This window comes from Pseudomonas cuatrocienegasensis, assembly GCF_900110925.1.
GTDB classification, from domain to species: domain Bacteria; phylum Pseudomonadota; class Gammaproteobacteria; order Pseudomonadales; family Pseudomonadaceae; genus Aquipseudomonas; species Aquipseudomonas cuatrocienegasensis.
Window position 1 is genome coordinate 1 of the sequence record NZ_FOFP01000006.1, and the last position, 21,140, is coordinate 21,140.

At 59.2% G+C, this 21,140-nt stretch carries 21 protein-coding genes and 1 pseudogene; 13 read left to right on the plus strand and 9 right to left on the minus strand.

The window, feature by feature from the left end; genetic code table 11:
• Nucleotides 1-229: 229 nt before the first annotated feature.
• Entirely contained in the window at nucleotides 230-1,138 is a 909-nt protein-coding gene (locus BMW49_RS10025; protein WP_069521277.1) for a LysR family transcriptional regulator, read from the plus strand.
• A gap of 149 nt (nucleotides 1,139-1,287) precedes the next feature.
• Here the strand turns inward: BMW49_RS10025 and BMW49_RS10030 are convergent, their stop codons facing one another.
• A complete protein-coding gene (locus tag BMW49_RS10030) occupies nucleotides 1,288-2,445 on the minus strand; it encodes an L-talarate/galactarate dehydratase (RefSeq protein ID WP_069521275.1) in 1,158 nt (385 codons plus the stop codon).
• Between the two features lie 269 nt (nucleotides 2,446-2,714).
• On the opposite strand from BMW49_RS10030, the gene BMW49_RS10035 reads away from it, so the two are divergent.
• Nucleotides 2,715-2,981: a ParD-like family protein gene (locus BMW49_RS10035; RefSeq protein WP_069521273.1), complete on the plus strand. Its 267-nt coding sequence runs from the start codon at nucleotides 2,715-2,717 to the stop codon at nucleotides 2,979-2,981.
• The gene (map, locus tag BMW49_RS10040) at nucleotides 2,978-3,775 is read left to right on the plus strand and encodes a type I methionyl aminopeptidase (protein ID WP_069521271.1); all 798 of its coding nucleotides are present in this window, start codon (nucleotides 2,978-2,980) and stop codon (nucleotides 3,773-3,775) included. The genes BMW49_RS10035 and map overlap by 4 nt, the downstream gene beginning before the upstream one ends.
• Before the next feature lie 257 nt (nucleotides 3,776-4,032).
• On the opposite strand, the gene BMW49_RS10045 is transcribed toward map, so the two are convergent.
• The 4 genes from BMW49_RS10045 to BMW49_RS10060 all read right to left on the minus strand — a co-directional run bounded on the left by BMW49_RS10045 (nucleotide 4,033) and on the right by BMW49_RS10060 (nucleotide 7,937).
• A complete protein-coding gene (locus BMW49_RS10045) occupies nucleotides 4,033-5,139 on the minus strand; it encodes a hypothetical protein (protein ID WP_371850894.1) in 1,107 nt (368 codons plus the stop codon).
• Between the two features lie 257 nt (nucleotides 5,140-5,396).
• Nucleotides 5,397-6,113, minus strand: a complete 717-nt coding sequence (locus BMW49_RS10050) for a tRNA (adenine(22)-N(1))-methyltransferase (protein ID WP_069521270.1) — start codon at nucleotides 6,111-6,113, stop codon at nucleotides 5,397-5,399.
• A 329-nt stretch (nucleotides 6,114-6,442) separates the two neighbouring features.
• On the minus strand, nucleotides 6,443-7,129 hold the full coding sequence (locus BMW49_RS10055; protein WP_069521269.1) for a glutathione S-transferase family protein: 687 nt from the start codon (nucleotides 7,127-7,129) through the stop codon (nucleotides 6,443-6,445).
• 49 nt (nucleotides 7,130-7,178) lie between these two features.
• Nucleotides 7,179-7,937, minus strand: coding sequence for an SDR family NAD(P)-dependent oxidoreductase (locus BMW49_RS10060; protein WP_069521268.1), 759 nt, complete (start codon nucleotides 7,935-7,937; stop codon nucleotides 7,179-7,181).
• A 157-nt stretch (nucleotides 7,938-8,094) separates the two neighbouring features.
• Between BMW49_RS10060 and BMW49_RS10065 the strand changes: the two genes are divergently transcribed.
• Nucleotides 8,095-8,994, plus strand: a complete 900-nt coding sequence (locus BMW49_RS10065; protein WP_069521267.1) for an AraC family transcriptional regulator — start codon at nucleotides 8,095-8,097, stop codon at nucleotides 8,992-8,994.
• 76 nt (nucleotides 8,995-9,070) lie between these two features.
• Here BMW49_RS10065 and BMW49_RS10070 read toward each other — a convergent pair whose 3' ends face one another.
• Nucleotides 9,071-9,568, minus strand: coding sequence for an Lrp/AsnC family transcriptional regulator (locus BMW49_RS10070; RefSeq protein ID WP_069521266.1), 498 nt, complete (start codon nucleotides 9,566-9,568; stop codon nucleotides 9,071-9,073).
• Nucleotides 9,569-9,647: 79 nt separating this feature from the next.
• Between BMW49_RS10070 and BMW49_RS10075 the strand changes: the two genes are divergently transcribed.
• Complete coding sequence (locus tag BMW49_RS10075; protein ID WP_083251821.1) at nucleotides 9,648-10,811, plus strand: MFS transporter; 1,164 nt, start codon at nucleotides 9,648-9,650, stop codon at nucleotides 10,809-10,811.
• Between the two features lie 101 nt (nucleotides 10,812-10,912).
• Here BMW49_RS10075 and BMW49_RS10080 read toward each other — a convergent pair whose 3' ends face one another.
• The gene (locus tag BMW49_RS10080; protein WP_170829068.1) at nucleotides 10,913-11,623 is read right to left on the minus strand and encodes a hypothetical protein; all 711 of its coding nucleotides are present in this window, start codon (nucleotides 11,621-11,623) and stop codon (nucleotides 10,913-10,915) included.
• A 301-nt stretch (nucleotides 11,624-11,924) separates the two neighbouring features.
• Nucleotides 11,925-13,109: an aldo/keto reductase gene (locus BMW49_RS10085; protein WP_069521264.1), complete on the minus strand. Its 1,185-nt coding sequence runs from the start codon at nucleotides 13,107-13,109 to the stop codon at nucleotides 11,925-11,927.
• A gap of 188 nt (nucleotides 13,110-13,297) precedes the next feature.
• On the opposite strand from BMW49_RS10085, the gene BMW49_RS10090 reads away from it, so the two are divergent.
• Complete coding sequence (locus BMW49_RS10090) at nucleotides 13,298-14,278, plus strand: AraC family transcriptional regulator (RefSeq protein WP_069521285.1); 981 nt, start codon at nucleotides 13,298-13,300, stop codon at nucleotides 14,276-14,278.
• Between the two features lie 252 nt (nucleotides 14,279-14,530).
• Nucleotides 14,531-15,247, plus strand: coding sequence for a class I SAM-dependent methyltransferase (locus tag BMW49_RS10095; RefSeq protein WP_069521263.1), 717 nt, complete (start codon nucleotides 14,531-14,533; stop codon nucleotides 15,245-15,247).
• Nucleotides 15,248-15,460: 213 nt separating this feature from the next.
• Here the strand turns inward: BMW49_RS10095 and BMW49_RS10100 are convergent, their stop codons facing one another.
• Entirely contained in the window at nucleotides 15,461-16,354 is an 894-nt protein-coding gene (locus BMW49_RS10100; protein ID WP_069521262.1) for a LysR family transcriptional regulator, read from the minus strand.
• 94 nt (nucleotides 16,355-16,448) lie between these two features.
• Here BMW49_RS10100 and BMW49_RS10105 point away from each other — a divergent pair, with 94 nt between their 5' ends.
• The 6 genes and pseudogenes from BMW49_RS10105 to BMW49_RS10130 all read left to right on the plus strand — a co-directional run bounded on the left by BMW49_RS10105 (nucleotide 16,449) and on the right by BMW49_RS10130 (nucleotide 21,126).
• On the plus strand, nucleotides 16,449-17,615 hold the full coding sequence (locus tag BMW49_RS10105) for an MFS transporter (protein ID WP_069521261.1): 1,167 nt from the start codon (nucleotides 16,449-16,451) through the stop codon (nucleotides 17,613-17,615).
• A 274-nt stretch (nucleotides 17,616-17,889) separates the two neighbouring features.
• Nucleotides 17,890-18,363 carry a carboxymuconolactone decarboxylase family protein gene (locus BMW49_RS10110; RefSeq protein WP_083251820.1) on the plus strand — a complete coding sequence of 158 codons (474 nt, stop codon included), beginning with the start codon at nucleotides 17,890-17,892 and terminating at the stop codon, nucleotides 18,361-18,363.
• A 106-nt stretch (nucleotides 18,364-18,469) separates the two neighbouring features.
• The gene (locus tag BMW49_RS10115; RefSeq protein ID WP_305885273.1) at nucleotides 18,470-18,808 is read left to right on the plus strand and encodes a MerR family transcriptional regulator; all 339 of its coding nucleotides are present in this window, start codon (nucleotides 18,470-18,472) and stop codon (nucleotides 18,806-18,808) included.
• A 289-nt stretch (nucleotides 18,809-19,097) separates the two neighbouring features.
• Nucleotides 19,098-19,670, plus strand: a pseudogene (locus tag BMW49_RS10120) (SDR family oxidoreductase); the annotation flags it as partial.
• Between the two features lie 365 nt (nucleotides 19,671-20,035).
• Complete coding sequence (locus tag BMW49_RS10125; RefSeq protein WP_069521260.1) at nucleotides 20,036-20,464, plus strand: disulfide bond formation protein B; 429 nt, start codon at nucleotides 20,036-20,038, stop codon at nucleotides 20,462-20,464.
• A complete protein-coding gene (locus BMW49_RS10130; RefSeq protein ID WP_069521259.1) occupies nucleotides 20,461-21,126 on the plus strand; it encodes a DsbA family protein in 666 nt (221 codons plus the stop codon). The genes BMW49_RS10125 and BMW49_RS10130 overlap by 4 nt, the downstream gene beginning before the upstream one ends.
• The last annotated feature ends 14 nt before the right edge of the window (nucleotides 21,127-21,140 follow it).

Here is a 21,140-nt window from a genome sequence, read left to right on the forward strand (position 1 = left end):
TCATCGAATGTTCTGCGTTTTTGGGACATGGGCAAACTCCTCGATAGATGTATTTTCCACCTATCGAGGTGTCCGGGGAAATTAGACCACTACAGACACCATCACCCCGACACCCGCCTTCTGCGCCCTCAGGCCCACCTCAACACCTGCCCACACCCCCGATAATGGACGCACTCATTGATACAGGTCTAATCTAGATTAACTCTCGATTGATACCCGGATTGAATCAATGTTTGAACTGGCCCAACTGCGCTGCTTCACCACCTTGGCCTGCGAGCTGAACTTTCGCCGCGCCGCCGAACGCCTGCACATGACCCAGCCACCGCTGAGCCGGCAGATCCAGTTGTTGGAACATCAACTGGGCGTGACCCTGTTCACCCGCAGCACCCGCGCGGTGGCGCTTACCGCAGCCGGCCGGGCGTTCTTTATCGAGGCCCAGGCACTGCTCGACCAGGCCCAGCGCGCCGCGCAACGCGCCCGCCAGGCGGCGACCGGGGAAAGCGGCTCGCTGACCATCAGCTTCGTCGCCAGCGCGGTGTACGATTTTTTACCGCGCACCGTCACCTGGGCCAGACGCGAACGCCCCGACGTGGCTATCAACCTGCTGGAAATGACCACCTTCGAGCAACTGCAGGCCCTGCGCGCCCGCCGCGTCGACCTGGCCATCGTGCGGGCGCCGCTGCAACACCCGGGGCTGGTCAGCGAATGCCTGCTGCGCGAACCCTTCGTCCTCGCCGCGCCCAGCAACCACCCGTTGGCGCAGCACGAGCAGCCGAGCCTGGCGATGCTCGATGGCCAACCCTTTATCGTCTACGCCCACACCTCCTGGCAGCCGTTCAACGAACTGCTCACCGGCATGTTCCGCTCCCAGGGCGTAGAGCCCGACTACGTGCAATCGCTCGGCTCCACCCTGACCATCCTGGCACTGGTAAACGCCGGCCTCGGCCTGGCCATGGTGCCGCGCAGCGCCAGCGCCATCCGCTTCGCCAACCTGTGCTACCGCGACCTGCCCCTGCCCGCCGGCATCTGCGGCGAGCTGCACCTGGCCTGGCGCGACGACAACGACAACCCCGCCCTGCCAGCGGTACGCGAGGCTTTGCGCCAGGCCGCAAGCCAGCCTGGCGAGGCATGCTCGTAACGCGGTCGAGACCGCGCTGGCCATAGCATCGCGAATAAAGGCTAGGCGCCCAAAAGCAGCCCAGCAGCCCCGCTCAGGTAGCCTGGGTCGAGCGCAGCGACACCCGGGAAGGCCTACACCAATGCCCCAGACAGACACATCAGCCAACGCTAGCCGCGCGTGCCGATCTCCGCTTCCTGCACCGTCCAGCCCGCCACCTGCTCGCTCAGGCTCAACCCCAGGCCGGGGCGATTCGGCACCAGCATGCGCCCGTCGCAAATATCCAGACGCTCCTCGAACAACGGCTCCAACCACTCGAAATGCTCCACCCAGGGCTCGCGGGTATGGGTCGCCGCCAGGTGCACATGCAGCTCCATGGCAAAGTGTGGCGCCAGGGTCATGCCGGCCTGCTCGGCCAAGGTCTGGATGCGCAGGTAAGGCGTAATACCGCCCACGCGAGGTGCGTCGGGCATCAGATAATCGGCGCCGCGCTGGCGGATAAACTCCCAGTGCTCGGCCGGGCTGGTGAGCATCTCGCCAGTGGCAATTGGCGTATCGAACTGGCGCACCAACTCGGCATGGCCCTCGGCGTCGTAGCAGTCCAGCGGCTCCTCGATCCACACCAGATCGAACGGCTCCAGGCGCCGGCACATACGCCGCGCCATGGGCCGGCCCCACTGCTGATTGGCATCGACCATCAACGGGAAGCTCTCACCCAGGTGCTGACGCACCGTCGCCACGCGGTGCAGATCCAGCGCCCAATCCGGCTGACCGACCTTGAGCTTGATCCCGCCAATGCCCTTTTCCCGCGAGGCATCGGTGTTCTTCAACAACTGCGCAAGCGGCGTGTGCAAAAAACCGCCCGAGGTGTTGTAGCACCGCACCGAGTCACGCTGGGCACCGAGCAAACGCGCCAGCGACAGCCCGGCACGACGCGCCTTGAGGTCCCACAGCGCGACATCGAAGGCACCAATGGCCTGGGTCGCCAGCCCGCTGCGCCCCACCGAGGCGCCGGCCCAAAAGAGTTTGTCCCACAGTTTGGCGATATCGCTGGGGTTCTCACCAATCAGGTTGGGCGCCACCTCCAGGGCATGGGCAAACTGCCCCGGCCCACCGGCACGCTTGGAATAGCTGAAGCCCAGGCCCTGGTGGCCATCGCGGGTCTCGACCTCAGCCAGCAGAATGGCGATCTCGGTCATCGGCTTCTGCCGGCCGGTGAGCACCTTGGCGTCGCTGATCGGGTTGGCCAGCGGCAACGCCACCGAACGCAGACGCAGCCAGGTGATGCGGTCATCGTCAGCACAAATGATGGTGGGCTTGTCAGTCATGATTCCTCCTCGGGATGGCAAGCCGACAGCCCGCAACGGCAACCCCTGATTGCGCAATCAGGCTCAGCCCCAGGCCGTCGGAATAGAAACAGCCCGAGTCAGGCTACGATGATTGCGCAATCATTCAAGAGGATGAAATGTAGCAAGCGGCAAAACCAGCGAACAGCGATCCACCTCCCCCAAAGCTGATCCCCTTTGAGCAGCGTTGCCAAAAAACCACTTCACTCCTAATATACGATTCATAAACGTTTCGTATATTTGGTGGCGCCATGGGTATTGTGAAAATTTCCGAAGAGATGCACGAGAGCCTGCGTATCTCCAGCAACGCGTTAAGCCGCTCGATCAATGCACAGGCGGAGCACTGGATGCGCCTTGGGATGCTTGCTGAGCTCTACCCAGACCTTGATCACAGCCAACTCTGCCGCATGCTGATTCGCGCTGAAGAAGCCGGTGGCCTGAGTTTGAAGCGAGTCTGTGATCTGGCAGACGCCTCACCGAATGCCCGCTCAGCCACTGTGCTTGAGCGTGCCTCATGAGGGCCCGCATTCCCCTCAACAGCGCCGCTGAAATAGCCTGTTCCAAGGCGGCTGGCAGCCTGGCGGCCGAAGTGCTCGCGATGATCGCCGAGCACGTCAAGCCGGGCATAACCACTGAGCGACTCGACCAGATCTGCCACGACTACATCGTTCAGGTGCAGAAGGCCATTCCGGGAAATATTGGCTATCAGGGTTACCCTAAAACCGTGCTTACGTCGGTCAATGATGTGGTCTGCCACGGCATCCCCTCCGCCACCGAGCTCAAGGACGGCGACATCCTGAACATCGACGTCGCGGTGGTGAAGGATGGCTGGTATGGCGACACCAGCCGCATGTACGTGGTTGGGCAAGCGAGCCCGAAAGCGTTGCGGCTGGTCAAGACCACCTACGAGGCCATGTGCGCCGGCATCAGCGTGGTACGCCCCGGCGCGACGCTGGGGGATATCGGCCATGCGATTGAGCAAGTGGCAGCGCGCGAAGGTTTCAGCGTAGTTCGCGACTTTTGCGGGCATGGCATTGGCAAGGTGTATCACGATGCCCCGCAGATCCTGCACTTCGGCCGGCCCGGTCAGGGCTTGAAACTCAAGGCCGGGATGATCTTCACCATTGAGCCGATGCTCAACGCCGGCAAGTGGCAGGTGAAGACCCTGACTGACGGCTGGACGGTGAAGACCAAGGACCAATCACTATCGGCACAGTGGGAGCCCATGGTGGCAGTAACGCCCACGGGGTTTGAAGTGCTCAGCCCCTGGCCAGACTCAGTCGACGGCTATCAACCGATCACACAGGGCTGATGCCCCAGACACAGGCCAGCACGCCGGCTCTGCTGTGATCTATCACCCCGAACCAGGGGCCGATGCTTTCGTAGGAGTCGCGCCCCGCGACGAATGCTGTGCACACCCTCGATGTCACTGAATGGCTGCAATCGCTTCGCACCGAGGCGGGGCTACGGGTGTTCGGCGGTTCATACAGATGTTGCGTTATGTCGCTCCGGCACCACGCCGCCGATCATGGCGGCGTGGCAGGAGACGCCATGATCGGCTCATCGCCTTTAGCTAGCGGTGCACTTGGCCTGCGCCGCTTCGGGAGTCAGGTTGCGCACCGAGGTGTAGAACAGCTCGCAGGTTTGTAGTTTTTCAGTGACCTGCCATTGCTCGATGCAGGCGTTCAGCACCGGGCTCGCATCCTGACTGGGTTGCTCACCCATACGGGCCTGCCAGCAAGCGGCGCTGAGATCCTGCCCCATGACCTTGAGGCCGGCCGCATCGGCTTTCTGCTGATCGCCGCCGTTGTTTGCCGGGTCAGCGGCATACCAGATGTAGCTGGGGTGGTTGGCGCCGAGCACGGCCACTTGCTGCCCGGCAACCGGGCTGATCTGCGCAAGACCCAGCACATCGACAGACACCCCATACTGCTGATTAACCCAGCTGCGCACCGGGCTGCCAAAGGCCACCATGGGCAGCGCCTGGCCGTCTTTGCCGGCGGTCAACTGCATGACCATCTGCGTCTGGTAGGCGTTGAAATAGCTGTAGACACCCTCCAGCGCGCTACCGGCGTTAGCAGGCGCGGCAATGGGGGCAATGTCGATGATGGTCTGGAAGGCCGGTGTCTGCGCCGCATTGATGCCGTTCTGGACAAGCAGATCAGCCCAGCGGTTGGTGGTGCTCGACTCCAGATAGTCCTGCGCCTGGGTCAGCGAGTAATCCGGCGGGAAGTGCAGCAGCTCAATGCTCTTGCGGTTCTCCAGCGCCATGCCCAGCGGCAGAAACAACGACCAGTTGTATTGCCACTTGCCATCCTGGTTGAGCAACTTGGCGCCCGCATAGGCCAGCTCTCCAGTCTTCAGCAATTGCTCAAGCGGTTTACCGTAGCCCTCAGGCACCTCGGTGAATTTGGCGTAGAGGTCTTGCTGCTCGCGGTGCACGCTGACCTTGGCGGTGGCATAACCATCGCGCTGCAAGCTCTGGCCCAGGTAGTGCTCGGCGGTTTGCTCCAGCGTCCAATCGCGATAACAGATCACATTGCAGTTATTGGGATACGCAAACAAACGGGTGACGCGCTCTGCACTGCCCAGCTTGACCGTGACATCCGCGGCTTGAGCCTGACCGGCAAACAGCCAGGCAATTGCGACGAGCATAAATTCTTTGCGGCTCAGCATAAGTGACTCCTTGTACGAGAGAGGGCCTGCGCTCCAAACCTGAGGCTGAAGTACAGAACTAAAGAGGTCGGCGCGACTAAACATAGGCTATGTACCCGTTTTATGTTGCGGCGCTGCTACTTTTAGTAGGCCCGCGCCGCGCGGCGAATAGCGGCCATTCAGCGGGATAGCGGAGCGGCCAAAGGCTTCGCGCCGGGGCGCCGCTCCCACGGGCGTTGCGCCTGCAACAGGCACTTGGGACAGAGCCTAAAAATAGACTACTGCGCCCTCTCTTCATGCCCCGCCAGCATCTCGCCAATCCAGCGCACCTGTTGTGCCAGCTCCTGTACCTTCGCCTCGGGCACGGCCCGCCGCGCCTGGGCAAAGTCGGCCAGGGTGCGCTGCTTCAAGCGCAACAGCCGCTGCCACTTGGCGATAAACACCGGGCTGCGCTGCTGCAGCTGCAGTGGGCCGAAGTACAGCGCCTCTGCGCTGTACAGCACCGGCGGCCTGCGCTCGGCGACGATGATTTCGTAGTAGAAGCGGTTTTCTCGCAGCAGCTCTTCGCAGAGGATGCAGTAGCCGTTGTCCATCAGCCATTGGCGCAAGGGCTGCTCACCGCCGTTGGGCTGCAGGATCAACCGCTCGGCACCGCTCAAGCGCGCCTTGCCGCTGTCGAGGATGTCGCGAATCCGCTCGCCACCCATGCCACAAAGGCTGACCGCCGTGATGCCGTCACCCGGCTCGATAGCCGCCAGGCCATCGGCCAGGCGCACGGTGATGCGCTCGCTCAAGTCGTTCTCACGCACGGTACGTTCAGCCGCATAAAACGGCGTCAACGCCACCTCACCCGCCACCGCCGCCGTGATCACGCCGCGGTTCATCAACGCCACCGGCAGGTAGCAGTGATCCGAGCCAATATCGGCCAGCCGCGCACCCGCCGGCACATGCGCAGCGACGCGTTCCAGGCGCATGGACAATGCCCGCTCGTTCACCTTCAGCCTCTTTCACATCAGCGCCCGGCACGGACGGCCGGATCGGCGGGCGATTCTGCCGGGCTGTGGGGGGGATGGCAAATGATGTGGAGACGCCCACGGCTCGTGCCTATGCCAGGCTCCGGGTACACCTGACAGACCTTAGTGATGGATGATTTGCTGCCCGACGCTGCCAGGCAGGTCAGGGGCAGCAATCGGCCAGTTATGTTGAAAACAGTCGGTTTCTGAGCGAACCACACTTCAATGTCGCTAATGCTCTCAGCAGAACCGGCCAAAAGCGCACGCTGGGCCTCAGTAATATAAGGTCTACCTCTGCGTTGAACGAGCGGCTAGCCAAGGATAGAGCCTGCGAATATTGCCTGCTGTTTAACCAAGTGCTGCTGAAATAGAACGGCGTAATCGTCTCGCACGGCTGAGATAACACTTGGCCTGCTCGCCAGTGAAGCCCGCCACGTTGATACGCGGGGAAGGTTATCGAAGATCGGCTGGGAGACAGCCGGTCTCAGCACATCGAAGTAACGAAAGATCGGGGCAAATACCGCATCGACCATGCCGAACGACGCCCCCGAAAAATAGGGTCCTTGATCAAGCGTGTCTTCAAGTCGCTGCAATTTATCTCGAAAAGCTGCTTTCTTGTCGTCAGCGGTCACAAGATCTTGGGCGTTGAGGAACAGCCAGGCGTCAGTGAGCGCCGTGCCGCCAAACTCTACCCAGGCGCGCTGTTGCGCCCGGCAGAGGGCGTCGTCGGAGTACAGGCTGGCACCACCCTGCGTTTCGTTGAGGTATTCGCAAATGGCTATGCTCTCGAATAGGATCGCGTCCGCCCTATCCGATAGCCCCACCTTGAGTAAAGGCACCTTGCCCGTCGGCGACAGCGCCAGAAACCAATCTGGTTTGGCCGCAAGGTCGACGTCGATCCTCTCAAAGGGCATGTTCTTTTCCAGCAGCACGATGGCCGCGCGCTGAACGAACGGGCACAACGGATGACTGATGAGCGTAAGTTGAGCGTGCGGCATGATGGGCTCTCGATAGGGCAGCGGCGGGATGGACTGAATGCAACTGTGACTACAGCAACTGCCCGCCCGAAATATCAAAAGTCGTCCCGTTAGCCCAGGCCATGTCATCGGACAGGATGGCGGCAACCGCACTGCCTATATCGTCTGGCAGACCGACACGGCCCAGCGCGATGCCCTGTGCCACATAGGCGTTCACATCCTTGTTATCGCGCACTGCACCCCCGCCGAAATCGGTTGCGATGGCACCCGGGGCAATCGCATTCACTCGAATTTGGCGCGCACCAAGCTCCACGGCCATGAACCGGGTCAGCACCTCGACTGCGGCCTTCACTGCGGCATAAATGCTGTACCCAGGCAGAGTAAAACGCACGAAGCCAGAGGAAACGTTGAGGATGCGACCGCCATCTTCTACGAGCGGCAACAGCTTCTGAGTCAGGAAAATCGGCCCGCGAAGGTGGGTGTCGACCAGTGAGGCAAACTGTTCCTCGGTCGCGTCAGTAAAGTTCGCAAAGAGGCCATTGCCGGCATTGTTGACGAGGATGTCGAAGCGCTCGCGGCCGAAGGTGGTCTTCAGCGTATCAGTCAGTGCGTTTGAAAAAGCCGGATAGCTGGCAGTATCGGTGATGTCGAGCGGTAGCATCGCGGCCTTGCCGCCCTGTGCTTCGATCTCCTGCTTCAGCGATTCGGCTTCTGCCACGCCGCTGCGATAGGTGCCGATGATGTGGACACCGCGCTTGGCGAGGTGAAGCGCCATGTTGCGGCCAAGGCCACGGCTGGCGCCAGTGATGAGTGCGATCTGATTGGTCATGGGCTGTCTCTACTAGGTTAGGTGCGCTTTTGGGCGCTTTCTTGACCTGCCCAAGATAGGCAAAGACCGGTTTTTAACCCACGCCCAATAGGCTCAATTCCTTGCCTGATTGTCTCAACCACCTTGCGTGGTGACAGGTCGTGGGCATAATCGGCCCATGAACAACGATCTTGCACCGCATCTTGATATAGCCCTGCGCCACGCGCAGCCGGGGCTGACCCCCACACGGATCCCGCGCGTGGATATCTGCGTGGGACAAGGTTCTACAGACAAGGCGCCATGTCTGTATCGCTCGATGATCTGCTTCATCCTGCAAGGCTCGAAGCGCGTTTCGATTAACGAAAATCTTCTGAGCTATGACAGCGAACACTATCTCGTGAGTGCCCTGGACCTGCCGTTGATCGGGCAGATTCTTGATGCTGAAGGGGGACAGCCCTACGTAGCGGTATCGCTCACTCTGGATCCGGCCACACTGGCGGAGTTGGCAGCGACCATACCGCCTGTTCGCGAGAGCGAACAAAAGGGCATCGGCATCGCGATAAACCCAATGACCGCTCCGTTGCGCGACACATTACTGCGCTTGTTGTCGTTGCTCGACACGCCTGCCGATATCCCGGTTCTCGGTCCCATGGTCGAACGGGAATTGCTCTATCGTCTCCTGCAGGGGCCACAGGGAAGGCTACTGCGGCAGATTGCTCAACCTGAGGGAGCCCTGGGTAGCATCCGGCGGGCCGTTGCCTGGATCAGAGACAATTACAACACCCGACTGCGCATTGAAGCATTGTGCAACGCAAGCGGCATGAGCCGCGCGAGCCTGCATCGGCATTTTTTGTCAATGACTGGCCTCAGCCCTATCCAGTATCAGAAACAACTCAGATTGCAGGAAGCTCGCCAGCTTTTGCTTGCCGGTGAACATCGCGCATCTGACGTGGCATTCGCCGTCGGTTATGAAAGCGCATCACAGTTCAGCCGCGAATATCTACGGCAATTCGGCACATCGCCTGCGCGCGACGTGCGTGAGATACGGCAGGCAATCGGTACTCCATCTAGGGCCTAAACGGTAGTTTGGGGTTACGCGAACCTCACTGCACCCCAGCGGCTAAGTGCCTTTTAGCCTGATAATAGACAGGTAATTAATCCAGTATCGGTGACGGGCCTCTTTCAAGATAGGTAGAGAGCGCAATACTGCTACGCGTCGCCTCAATACCTTCTATTCCATGAATAATGGCGAGTAACTCCTCCAGGGTTTGAGTATCTCGAGTGCGTACCTTGAGCAAGACAGCATTCTCGCCGGTCACGGTGTGGATCTCTTCAATTTCAGGCAAGTCGACCAACTGTACAAGTTGCCGCGTTTTTGCCCAGCTTTTCGTGTCTACATTAATGAATGCAAGGAGAGGCCTGCCAAGCTTGGCGCCGTCGAGTGAAGCAACAGTCGCCTTTATGATGCCGTGCTGCTTAAGGCGTTTCACGCGTTCATGCACAGCCGGACCTGATAGATGAACCAATTCGCCCAAGACGGCATAGCTAAGCGTCGCATCTACTGCCAGATGGCCTAATAATTTTCGGTCAATCCCGTCCAACAAGGTGCTTTTGGGCGCACTTCTCTTAATCAGGTTCGATTCTTCACTCATTTTTTAAGTATCTCGTTTTCGCCAAATGTAGTTCGGTATATTCAAGTTCCTTTTGTACGTCACTCCGAGGTTCGTTGCAATGAAAGTGGCATCTCACTCAGCAGCTAGCGCGCCGATAAACGTTACATTGCTAATGTGCTCGGTCGCTATTGTGGGATCGAATGGCTTGCTTTTGAGCCCAATTCTTTCTGATGTGGCATCTTCTCTGGTTGCCCCCCTTAATTCAGCGGCGATTGCAATGTCATCTTACGGCGCAGGCACCGCTCTTTCAGCATTGTTTCTGGCGCCTCTAATTGATCGTCATGGTGCATCCTGGGCTTTAAAAACTGGCTTGATAGCCCTTATCCTTTCGTTGTTTGGCAGCTCTTTGGCCGTCTCTGTGACGATGTTGATCGTCTTTCAGGCATTCGCCGGGGTAGGTGCTGGTCTGGTTCTGCCATCTGCCTACGCACTTGCAACTAAATCTACTTCCCCGGAATTTGCTTCTCAGGCCTTGGGAAAGGTACTCATAGGCTGGTCACTTTCGCTCGTCGCGGGAGTTCCACTTTCAGCATTGGTTACGGAGTACGCAGGGTGGCGAGTTGCCTACCTCTGTTTAGCAGTTTCGGCAACGTTCATATTCGGCTGTTTACCTTGGTCATCGCTGTATCCCAATAGAAATAAAAATACCGCTAGCTGGTCAACCCCATTGCGTGCACTAAAAGAAACTGGCGTACGCCCTCTTTTGACTATAGGTCTGGCGTTTACCAGTTCGTTCTACGGCACCTATGCATTTGTGGTACAGGAAACACATCAAGTGCTGCAGACTTCAACAGCACAAGCAGGCATTGTTGTACTGATGTTCGGGCTCGGTTTTGCAGGTGCCTCAATAGCGAATCGATGGGTTGACCAGGTCGGACCCAAGAAAGTCTTACCATGGCTGCTGCTGATTAATGCGGTTATTTTCGTGTGCATGGCCCTCACTATGACCTCGTGGCTGGCATTCCTTGCGGTGGCCTTCTGCTGGGGTTTTGCTAATCATCTGACGCTTAACTCGCTTGTGCTGCTGTTATCGCAATCCAGTGAAAAACAACGTGGCGCGATACTTGGATTAAACAGTGCAACAACCTATGTTGGGCTGACCACAGGAACTGTTGTCGCGAGTCTCATTTACCCCGCAGCCGGCTTCAGACTCATCCTCGCCATTGCAGCAACGACACAGATAGCGGCCGCCCTATTAGCTTTTTACCGGATTAAAACCTAGCAGTTACTGAAAGCGGAAGAAACAGGAAGGTATATTGACCGAACGCTTACTCAAAAAAGGCCTAATCCCCAGATAGTTAAAAGTAATTTCTAGCATGGTCTTTAACCCGGCGGGCTTAGTGAAGAAAATCCTCTTGCCCCAGCCGCAGAGTTCAACCAAAGTAGAATTGCTGCGAGACAAGCGGCTGCTATCAACATAAGCCACATGATGACCAACAGAGTGAATGTAACGCTGTTGTTTAACTCACGGAAAATGCCGAAGGCAAAAGCTGTGTACCAAGACACCGCTGAAACTGCACCTGATGCGATAAATAAGGTGGCTCTCCTGCGGGAGACGCCAAACAGCAGGGGGCGACTCAAGTCGCGTAATACTTTTGGCAATACAAAAGCGTGGATGATTACTCCATTGATCGTCAGGACGATAACCACCAATACCTTCGCCCAGAGCTTGGGGTTTTCAAGCTTTTCCGGTGACTCCATCGCGTAAAGGGCAAGGAAACCAAGACCTGAAAGCCACAGCAGGCATAGTCCAGTAGCGACCACGCTGCTGATAAAGTGAAAGGTGCGTCCGATTTCAACTGGAAGGCTCCCCCTGCGCATCCAACGCAAAATCCAGAGGTCTAGCATCGTCGCCCCACCGAGACCGAAGCACATACCAAGCAGGTGTATGCCTACAAGGAATGTCAGAACCTTTAACGGTGGGAGTGGATCAGGCAATGGAAGGTAAATCGCAAGGGTGTCCGCGAATAAGTAGCCACTGCTGCAGAGCATAAGCAGGCCGCTAAAAATCATGAAAGACGTTCGCATATTCATTTTTACAACCTCACCCAACGCCATTATATTTACGCAGGCACAGCTCATCTAATGGAAATAATTCCTTTAAATCCGCAGCATATTTGATGCAAGTAGCCTCCCGAGAGGCAAGTTAGACCTTGCCCCAGCATTTACGCTAATAAGCCGACTGCTATCTGCATCACTGCTGCACTTGACAGAGTGCGTTTAAACCAGCCACGGAAAATGGACAGATCTAAACACCACCTGCGTTTTTAGAGATGTCCAAATGAAGCTAACGACGATAGGCTCATATCAACAAGTTGCGCGGGCAGGCTGCTACTCAAGAAGGGACCGGTGCTTGAGCATCAATCAAACTCTGGCTTTTCAGCTCATCCCAAAAGGCTGCCGGAATACCGACCTTCATCGCCTGGACATTGGAAACTATCTGCCCCGGCGAACGCGCACCCGGAATGATCGCCGATACTTGCGGATGTGCCGCTGCGAACTGTAAGGCGGCGGTATGGATGTCGATACCATGTCGGCTGGCAACCGCCATGATCTGCGCCCTCTTTTCTACCGCCCCGGCAGGTAGATCCAGGCTGAAGTTGTATCGGCTGCGCCCGCCCAGAAACCCATCATTCAGTGGTGTGCCAACCACGACGCTGGTGCCTTTGTCTTTCAGCGCGGGAAAGGTATTGCGCAATGCATCGCCGTGGTCCAGAAGGGAATACTGGCAGGCAAGCAACACAACGTCTGGAGTCGGGTCATCACTGGTCATTGCCTGAACCACCGCGTGCGGCGTGTTGACACCGAAGCCCCACGCCTTGATGAGGCCCTCCTCACGCATCTTTTCAAGCTCGACCATCGCCCCCGTGCGCGCAATTCGATACGCCGCTTCCCAGCCGCCTTCCAGTTCGGTGTTATCTGACGATATGTCATGAATAAAGACGATATCGATACGTGGCAGCCCCAGGCGTTGAAGACTGTCCTCCACGGATCGCCGCGCACCTGCTGCGGTGTAGTCATACCGGTAATTGAAGGGCGCGGGCGACTTCCAGATGGCATGATCCGCACGCGCGCCACCAGCAGCCGTCAGTACACGGCCGACCTTGGTGGAGACCATATAGGCGTCAGGATTCTTGCCGCGCAGAAAGCGGCCCAGGCGGTATTCGCTCAAGCCAAACCCATAGAACGGCGATGTATCGTAGAGCCTGACACCGGCGTCCCAGGCAGCCTGCAGAACCACTTGCGCCTGCTCGTCGCTGATCGGCGCGAAGATATTGCCGATCTGCGTCCCGCCCATACCGAAGCGTTGAGGCGTCATGTATCTCATCGTGTGCGAGGGCGAATTGACAGGCAGATCTGTGCGCACGATCCGCCCCTCCGTACGCATCACGCTTCCGCGCTCCGTCAAGGAGGACGGCACTGGGGGCGCAGCCAGCGAACTTGCGACGCTTGATGCGGGCAATAAAGCAGCCGCAACAGCGCCAACCGCCGAATAGGTAAGAAAATCTCGTCTGTCCATCCACATTTCCTTTCTCGACTGAGGACTCACAGGCTTATCGGAGCCGGTATTCGTGCTAGAAATTAGAACAGCGGTGATTGGCCGGGTGACCCTAATGCGCCTTCTCTTTTGCACAATCCTGCCGGTACGCTTGTGCTGACCACGCACTCTCAGCAGACTCGAACAATCCGTTAACAGGGGCGCATATGATGACGAGCGGTTCCTCCTCGCAGTTCGGTTTCGGCCATGTCCATTCCCTGACCTCAAGCGAACCTGCTCAGCCCAATGAGCGCCTCCAGGCACTGCGACGGCTTATCGAAAAAGTCACCCTGCAGATTGGCTCGAACGAGATGTGCACCACATCGATTCCAGGCCTGACCTTTTATCGAATGGTCGATCTGGGAACCCCCACGTACTGCATTTATGAGCCCTGCGTGGCCATCATTCTGCAGGGCGCGAAGGAGATCACCTTCGGTGAGGAGGCCTGTGAGTTCGGCCAGGGGGCGTTTTTCGTCACCTCGGTGGATATCCCCACACTGGCTCGCGTTACCGCGGCTAGCGAGCAAACCCCTTATCTATCAGTCGTCCTGAAGCTCGATCTTTCCATGCTCAACGAGGTGATCCAGACCCTGGAACCACCACGGCAGGAAACGGCTTCTCGAGCGCGGGGCTTCGCATCGGGTGCGGCGTCGGGTGAAATGCTCGACGCTTTCGCTCGACTCTCCACACTGATCGAACGGCCCCTTGAAGCAGGCCTGATGTCAGACCTGATCAAGCGGGAGATATGCGTTCGGCTACTGCTCAGTGGCGCGGGCCAGTGGTTGCGCAGCGTCACTCGCGATGGTTATCGAGATAAGGGCATCGTCAGAGCCATTGAATGGCTGAAACACCACTACGACAAACCACTGCACGTGGCTGATCTTGCCGAACGATCGGGAATGGCCAGCTCTACGCTGCATCACAACTTTCGCAAGCTGACAGGCACCAGCCCCGTTCAATATCAAAAATCCCTACGACTGCAAGCCGCGCGCAGCCTGATGCTGACCGACAGGGTAGATGTGAACACAGCCGCGTTGCGGGTCGGCTACGAAAGCGTCGCCCAATTCAGCCGCGAATATGCCCGACGTTTCGGTGCGCCACCCTCAAGAGACATCAAGCAGGCACGGGAACAGGCTGGGGGGCTCGACTAGACCTGCTCTCGTTTACCGCCAAGCCATTGATTTATAAAAATCTTATCGTTTCGTGCCCATTAGCGTCATTGACACGGCCATTTCACTGATCCGCTAGGCAAGTAGTCTGTGTAGTCAGCTTTCGCGTCATCCTTCTGCTGCTAGTCCGTAGAAGCTCCGCCTCCAGCTGGGAGGCTTGACAGCTCTGGGATACTGAATGAGGCGCCGCGGCCAGCGCGGTGCACTCCATCACGCAGCAAAGGAAGGTGCTCCATGCACAATGAAGAACTCAAGGCCTTGTTCGACCAGCAAGCCGCCGGCTACGACAAGCAATGGGCGGGAATGGCTTCACTTCGCGACGCCCTGTATTTGCTGCTTGACGCCCTCTTCGCCGGCCTGCCGGAAACTGCCCGGATACTTTGCGTCGGCGTGGGCACCGGTGCAGAACTGGCCCACTTGGCCGAGCGTTTCCCCGGCTGGTATTTCACCGCTGTAGATCCCTCGGGTGCCATGCTCGACATCTGTCGCCAGCGGGCAACACAGGGCGGTTTTCTCTCGCGTTGCAGTTTTCACCACGGTTACCTCGACACCCTGCCTGCCGAGCCCAGCCACGACGGCGCGACCTGTTTTCTGGTGTCTCATTTCTTGCTCGAGCCGCAGGCCCGCATCGCCTTATTCCACGAGATCGCCCGTCGGCTTGAGGTGGGTGGCGTACTGGCAAATGTCGATCTGGCCTCAGATGTCCAATCCCCTGCCTACGAGGTACTGCTACGTAGCTGGATGACGCTGATGTCCTCTGCCAGCGTGCCGCCGGATGTATTGGAACGGGCCCGTGCCGCCTACGCCAGCGATGTGGCGATCCTGCCGCCGCAGCAGGTCGCAGACCTGATCAAGGAGGCCGGTTTCGAGGCGCCGGTGCAGTTCTTTCAGGCTGGGTTGATGCATGGGTGGTTTGGCGCACGGAAGGCAGACATCAACCTGGGCAAGTAGCCTGCACGGCGAGTTGGTTAACTCAAATTCGGATGCCTGAGGCTCTGAGGTAAGGCGCTGCCTGACTATGGCAAGGAGCGGCAACGCGATAGCAGCGCCACAGGAGCCGCAACTGACTCATTGAACCAGCCACTGCTCAGGCCCATCGCAAACATCCAGTCTTGGTTGCTTCTGGCAGGAAGCCGCCATCCACCGTCGCCAACTGCCAGCCGTCTATATCCGGTGATGCTCCAGCAAGAAGTCCACAAACATCCGCACCCGTGCTGGCATTGCCGAACCACCCACGAATACCGCGTGAATCGGCTCCCGGTCGCCGGGGTTCCAGGCGTCCAGCAGCGGCACCAGATCACCGCGCTGCAGGTCCTCGCTGACGCTGAACTCGCCGATACGGGCGATGCCGGCACCGACCCGGGCCAGCTGCGCCAATGCCTCACCGCTGCTGCATTCGATATTGCCGCTGACCTTGAGGGTAAAGCCGCTGCCGTCGCGCACGAACGGCCAGTTGGGTTCGGCACGGCGAAAGTTGAAGCGTAGGCAGTTGTGCCGCAGCAGGTCTTCCGGCTCCTGGGGAATGCCGTGGCGCTCTAGATACGCGGGCGACGCCACCACAACCTGGCCGGTGTCGCCGATCCTGCGCGCGGTCAGCGGGCTGTCGGGCAGATGGCCAAAGCGCACCGCCACGTCGGCCTGGCCGCCGAGAATATCGACCACTTCATCGCCCAGGGTCAGGTCGACGGTGATATTCGGGTAACGCGCGCTGAAGGCGGCGACCAAGGGAACGATGGCCAGCCGTCCATGACCCAGGGCGGCGCTTACGCGCAAGCGGCCCCTGGGCACGCCCTGGTCGGCGATAGCGTCTTCGACCTCAGCCATGTCGGCCAGAATACGCCGGGCGCCGCGCAGGTAAGCCTCGCCCTCGGCGGTAAAGGTGATCGCCCGGGTGGTGCGCAACAACAGGCGGGTGCCGAGGCGTTGCTCGGTGCGCGCGATGATCCGACTCACCGCCGAGGGTGTCAGCCCCAATGCCCGCGCCGCGGCCGACAGGCTGCCTGCCTGCGCCACCGCGGCGAACACGCCCATTTCACCTGACCTGCCGTTAACGTCCATTTGTGCTCCGAGCGCAAAGGTGCATGCCAGAAATGCCATCTACCGCCTTCGAAGGCTGGATCGTAGCATTCGCCGCATAGATAAGGAGCCTTCCATGCGTATCAATCCACCCCTTGTAGCACTCGCCATTGGCGCCTTCGGCATCGGCGTGACCGAGTTCGCCCCCATGGGCATGTTGCCGGGCATCGCGGCGGATCTCGGCGTTTCCATTCCCGCCGCCGGCCTGTTGGTCAGCGCGTACGCCCTGGGCGTATTACTCGGCGCACCACTGATGACCCTGACCACCGGCAAGATCCCCCGGCGCTACCTGCTGATCGGGCTTATGGCGATTTTCACCTTGGGTAATCTGATGTCGGCCCTGGCGACCGATTACTACAGCCTGATGGTCGCCCGGGTGGTGACCTCACTGAACCACGGGGCGTTCTTTGGCGTTGGCTCCATCGTCGCCGCCAGCGTGGTCGCCCCGGAGAAACGCGCCGGGGCGGTTGCGGCCATGTTTATGGGCCTGACCCTGGCGACCATCGGCGGCGTGCCGCTGGCCGCCTGGTTTGGCGAACTGCTCGGCTGGCGCACCGCATTCTGGGGCATCACCGGCCTCGGCGTGCTGGCCATGGCCGCGTTGTGGTTCGCCCTGCCCAACCTGCCCGCGCCGAAAAGCGTCGGTGTAATGGCGGAAATTCGCGCACTGGGCCGTGGCCCTGTGCTGGGGGCATTGGCCCTGACCGTGGTCGGCTCAAGTGCGATGTTCACCGTATTCACTTACATCGCGCCGATTCTCAGCAGCGAGACTCACGCATCCACCGCCTTTATCACCGCCATGCTGGTGCTCTACGGCGTGGGCCTGACCCTGGGCAATATGTGGGGCGGCAAGGCCGCCGACCGCTCCATCGACCGCACCCTGATCGTCTCGCTAAGCGCCCTGATTGTCGTCTTGCTGGCGTTCACCGTACTGATGCGCTGGCCGCTGCCGGCCGCCGTGGCCATCCTGATCTGGGGCATCGCCAGCTTCGCCATCGTGCCGCCGCTGCAGATGCGCGTCATGGAAGCCGCCAAGGGCGCGCCCAACCTGGCCTCGGCGGTGAATATCGGCGCCTTCAATCTCGGCAACGCGATTGGTGCGGCGCTGGGCGGCGCGGTGATCAATGCCGGGCTGGGCTACCCGGCGATCTCCCTGGCTGGTGCGGCGATGGCGGCGCTGGGGCTGCTGATGGTGCTGGGGTTTGCCTGGCGCTCCAGAGCGATTGCAACTTCGATGGTGTGAAGATGATGTGAGGGGGGGGCTGTGAGTGACCATTGATCAGTGACGGCTAGCGCCCACCGCAGCCATTCGCGAATGCTCAACATGCTCCCCAATCCGCGAAACGGCCAGAAGCAGGGGGTTGGCGTACAGAAAACAGGCTTGCCCCCTTTAGCTGCGGGCCCCTTTAGCTGAAAGCAACTGGCGCTTGACTTAGAGCGCGCTCTAACCAATAGCCTCCATGTTACGCCGCCAAAACGGCCAGGTCCGTTGCGCGGCTTAAACAAGGAGATAGGTCATGACATCAAAAAAACTGAGCGTGGTAACCGGGCTCTTGCTTTCAGCAATCGCAATTCCGGCGTCGGCAGCGGAACCAGATAATCGACGAGTGAAAGGGGTAGAAACCCTGGAAAGAATCACCGGGACCGCCGGCAACAATGTGGTCAAATCGCTTAGCGATATCTCGCCCGAGCTGGGTGAATGGATAGTCGATTTCGCCTATGGCGATGTGTTTTCTAGGCCTGGTGTCGCTCTGTGCACACGCGAGCTGGCAACCATCGCTGCCCTCACCGCATTGGGAAATGCGCAACCTCAACTCAAGGTGCATATAGAGGGGGCGCTGAATGTGGGTTGCAAACCTGAGGAAATCGTTGAAATCATCATCCAGATGGCGGTGTATGCTGGCTTTCCAAGCGCGTTGAACGGCATCAGCGCAGCGCGGGAAGTGTTTGCCAAACGAGGCATCAAAATTGTTGCCCCACCTCCCGAGTGAGCGGGACTACTGCATTACCGAACACCGATGGTCAAGGATTGTGCTCATGAACGCCTACCAGACGATTGATCAGATCGCCAAGCGCACAGGCCTCACGGCCTAGACCCTGCCCTACTACGAACGCATCGGCCTGTTGGCACCGGTCGCCCGTGCGGCCGGCCGGCAACGGCTTTATGCGCCGACTGATATGGCGTGCCTGGAATTTCTGCTGCGTTTACGCACCACGTACATGACCATCGGCAAAATGCAAATATTCGCCAAGCTGCGCAGCGCCGGGGACTCAACGATTGCCGAACGCCGAACGCCGAACGCCGAACGCCGCCAGATACTGGAGAGCCATTTACAGCATGTACAGGCCGAAGTTACTGCCGTGCAAAAGGCCGTTGCTGCACTGCAAATCAAGATTGACCACTACCGTGCGCTTGAGGCCAAGGAGGATGTTTAGCATCTGCTCTGCTGCACGACTCCTGCCCATTGCGACAAGCAGGGCCCTGCTGAAATCCTTCATGGCCGCGAGCGAAGCGGGCACCTTGAGACTATGCGCATTGCCACTGCAGGGAATGTATTGATTTCAATTGTCAGCCCGCCAAGGAAAGGAGCCTGTATGTCTCTGATTCTTCATGCCCGGTTCCATTATTGGAATGACCGAATGAGCAATCCGTTAACCGATGCCCATAAGCGCAGCTTGATCAATGGGCAATACCTCGTCAGTTCGTGAGCGTCTGGTCGCTACAGGCTACCCGACTACCTTCGCGGCCTTCGCCGAGACGCTGCAAGGTGTACTCAAAGCGACCTGGCAGCGCGACAGCTTCGATCACCTGGTCAACAACGCCGGGCATGGCGACATGGCCTCGATTGCCGAGACCACAGAAGCGCAATTCGATGCCCTGGTGAACGTGCACTTCAAAGGTGTGTTCTTCCTCACCCAGGCGCTGCTGCCGCTGCTCGCCGACGGCGGACGGATCGTCAACCTCTCCACGGGCCTGACGCGGTTCGCCTCCCCTGGCTTTGCCGCCTATGCCGCCGCCAAGGGCGCGGTGGAGGTACTGAGCCTCTACCTGGCCAAGGAGCTGGGCAGCCGCGGCATCGCTGTGAATACCGTGGCGCCGGGCGCGATCGAGACCGACTTCCTGGGCGGTGCGGTGCGCGACATGCCGGACCTGAACAAGGTCTTCGCAGAGATGACGGCGCTTGGCCGCGTGGGTGTGCCCGACGACATCGGCCCGATGATCGCCAGCCTGCTCGGTGAGCAGAATCGCTGGGTCAACGCCCAGCGTATCGAGGTCTCCGGCGGCCAGGCGATCTAACACCAAAGCGCGCGAAACCCAGGGATGGGCGTTTGCGTCGATGCGCGAGCGGAGCAAAGAACCACTGGGCATTACGGTCGGATCATCGCCACCTGCCAGCCCCACAGTGATGCGTGGGCATATCTGAACCTCTAGCACTGAGATCGGATAACGGCATGCTGTGGACAGAGACAACGCTCGCGCCACAACCGTAGGGCGTGTCAAAGGCAGCCATCGGCCAAAGCGGACGTGTGTGGCAATTAGTCCAAGGAGTCAGCAGCAGTTTTTTCCTGTGAGTATTGACCTTGTAGTAGCTACAGCCTTCATCCTTCGCGCTGTTTGGCAATTTTGCCATTGGCATGAACCCTAAAAGCTGGAGTTACTCGATGGATGATCCTCAGCCAAATCCTTGGCTTGCGTTACTTTGCGCATGGCTGCTGGCATTGATTGCCACGCTGAGCGTGTTGTTTGTCGGCGAGGTCATGGGCCAGGCGCCCTGTAATCTGTGTTGGTTTCAGCGTGCGTTCATGTTCCCGCTGGTGCCCATGCTCGCTGTCGCGTGCTTCCTTTCCGATGGCACTGTCTGGCGCTATGCATTGCCGGTCGCGGCGCTTGGCTGGCTGGTTGCGCTGTACCACAACCTCTTGTACTTCCGGGTTATCCCTGAGGCCATCAAGCCCTGCGGCATGGGGCCGTCGTGCTCGGGTTCCGACATGATGGTGCTCGGCAGCCTGCCGCTACCGCTACTGTCTTTGGGCGTGTTCAGCCTGATCATTGTTCTTCTGTTAATCGTTCGCCGGAGATTGTCCGCATGAGCCGCCGTGCCCTGGTCGTCGTCATCACTCTTATTGCCGTTATCGGTTTCGCCCTCGCTGCGTTGTTCTATCCGCGACAGCCCGTACCGGCTTATCAGCCTGGAGCTCAAGCTACGCAGCCGGTTGAGGCGCCAAGCGCGCAGAACCTGGTGCGCTTCCATTCGCCAAGTTTCGGCCCGGCGGATGCTCGCGTGACGGTGGTCGAATTCTTCGATCCATCATGCGAGGCCTGCCGCGCCTTCTATCCCATCGTCAAACAGATAATGGACAAGCACCCGAAAGACATTCGTGTGGTCATCCGCTATGTACTCAACCACAAGGGATCGGAAGAAGCGGCACGAATCATCGAGGCGGCCAGAAAGCAGAATCTGTTCATGCCGGTGCTCGAGGCCCTCCTCGATTCTCAGCCCGCCTGGCATGACGACGCGCAGGTGATGGCCGGCTGGGAAGCGGCAGAACGTGCAGGGCTGGATGTGCAAAAGGCTCGGGAGCAGATGAATTCAGCTGATATAGATGCTGCCCTCAGCAAGGATGCCGCCGATGCCCAACGCCTCGGCGTACGCGGCACTCCCACCTTCTTCGTCAACGGGCGTGCACTCACTCAGTTCGGCGCACAGCCGCTGTACGACCTGATCAGAAGCGAAATCGACAAGCCGCGTTGATCAGCGCCTGAACC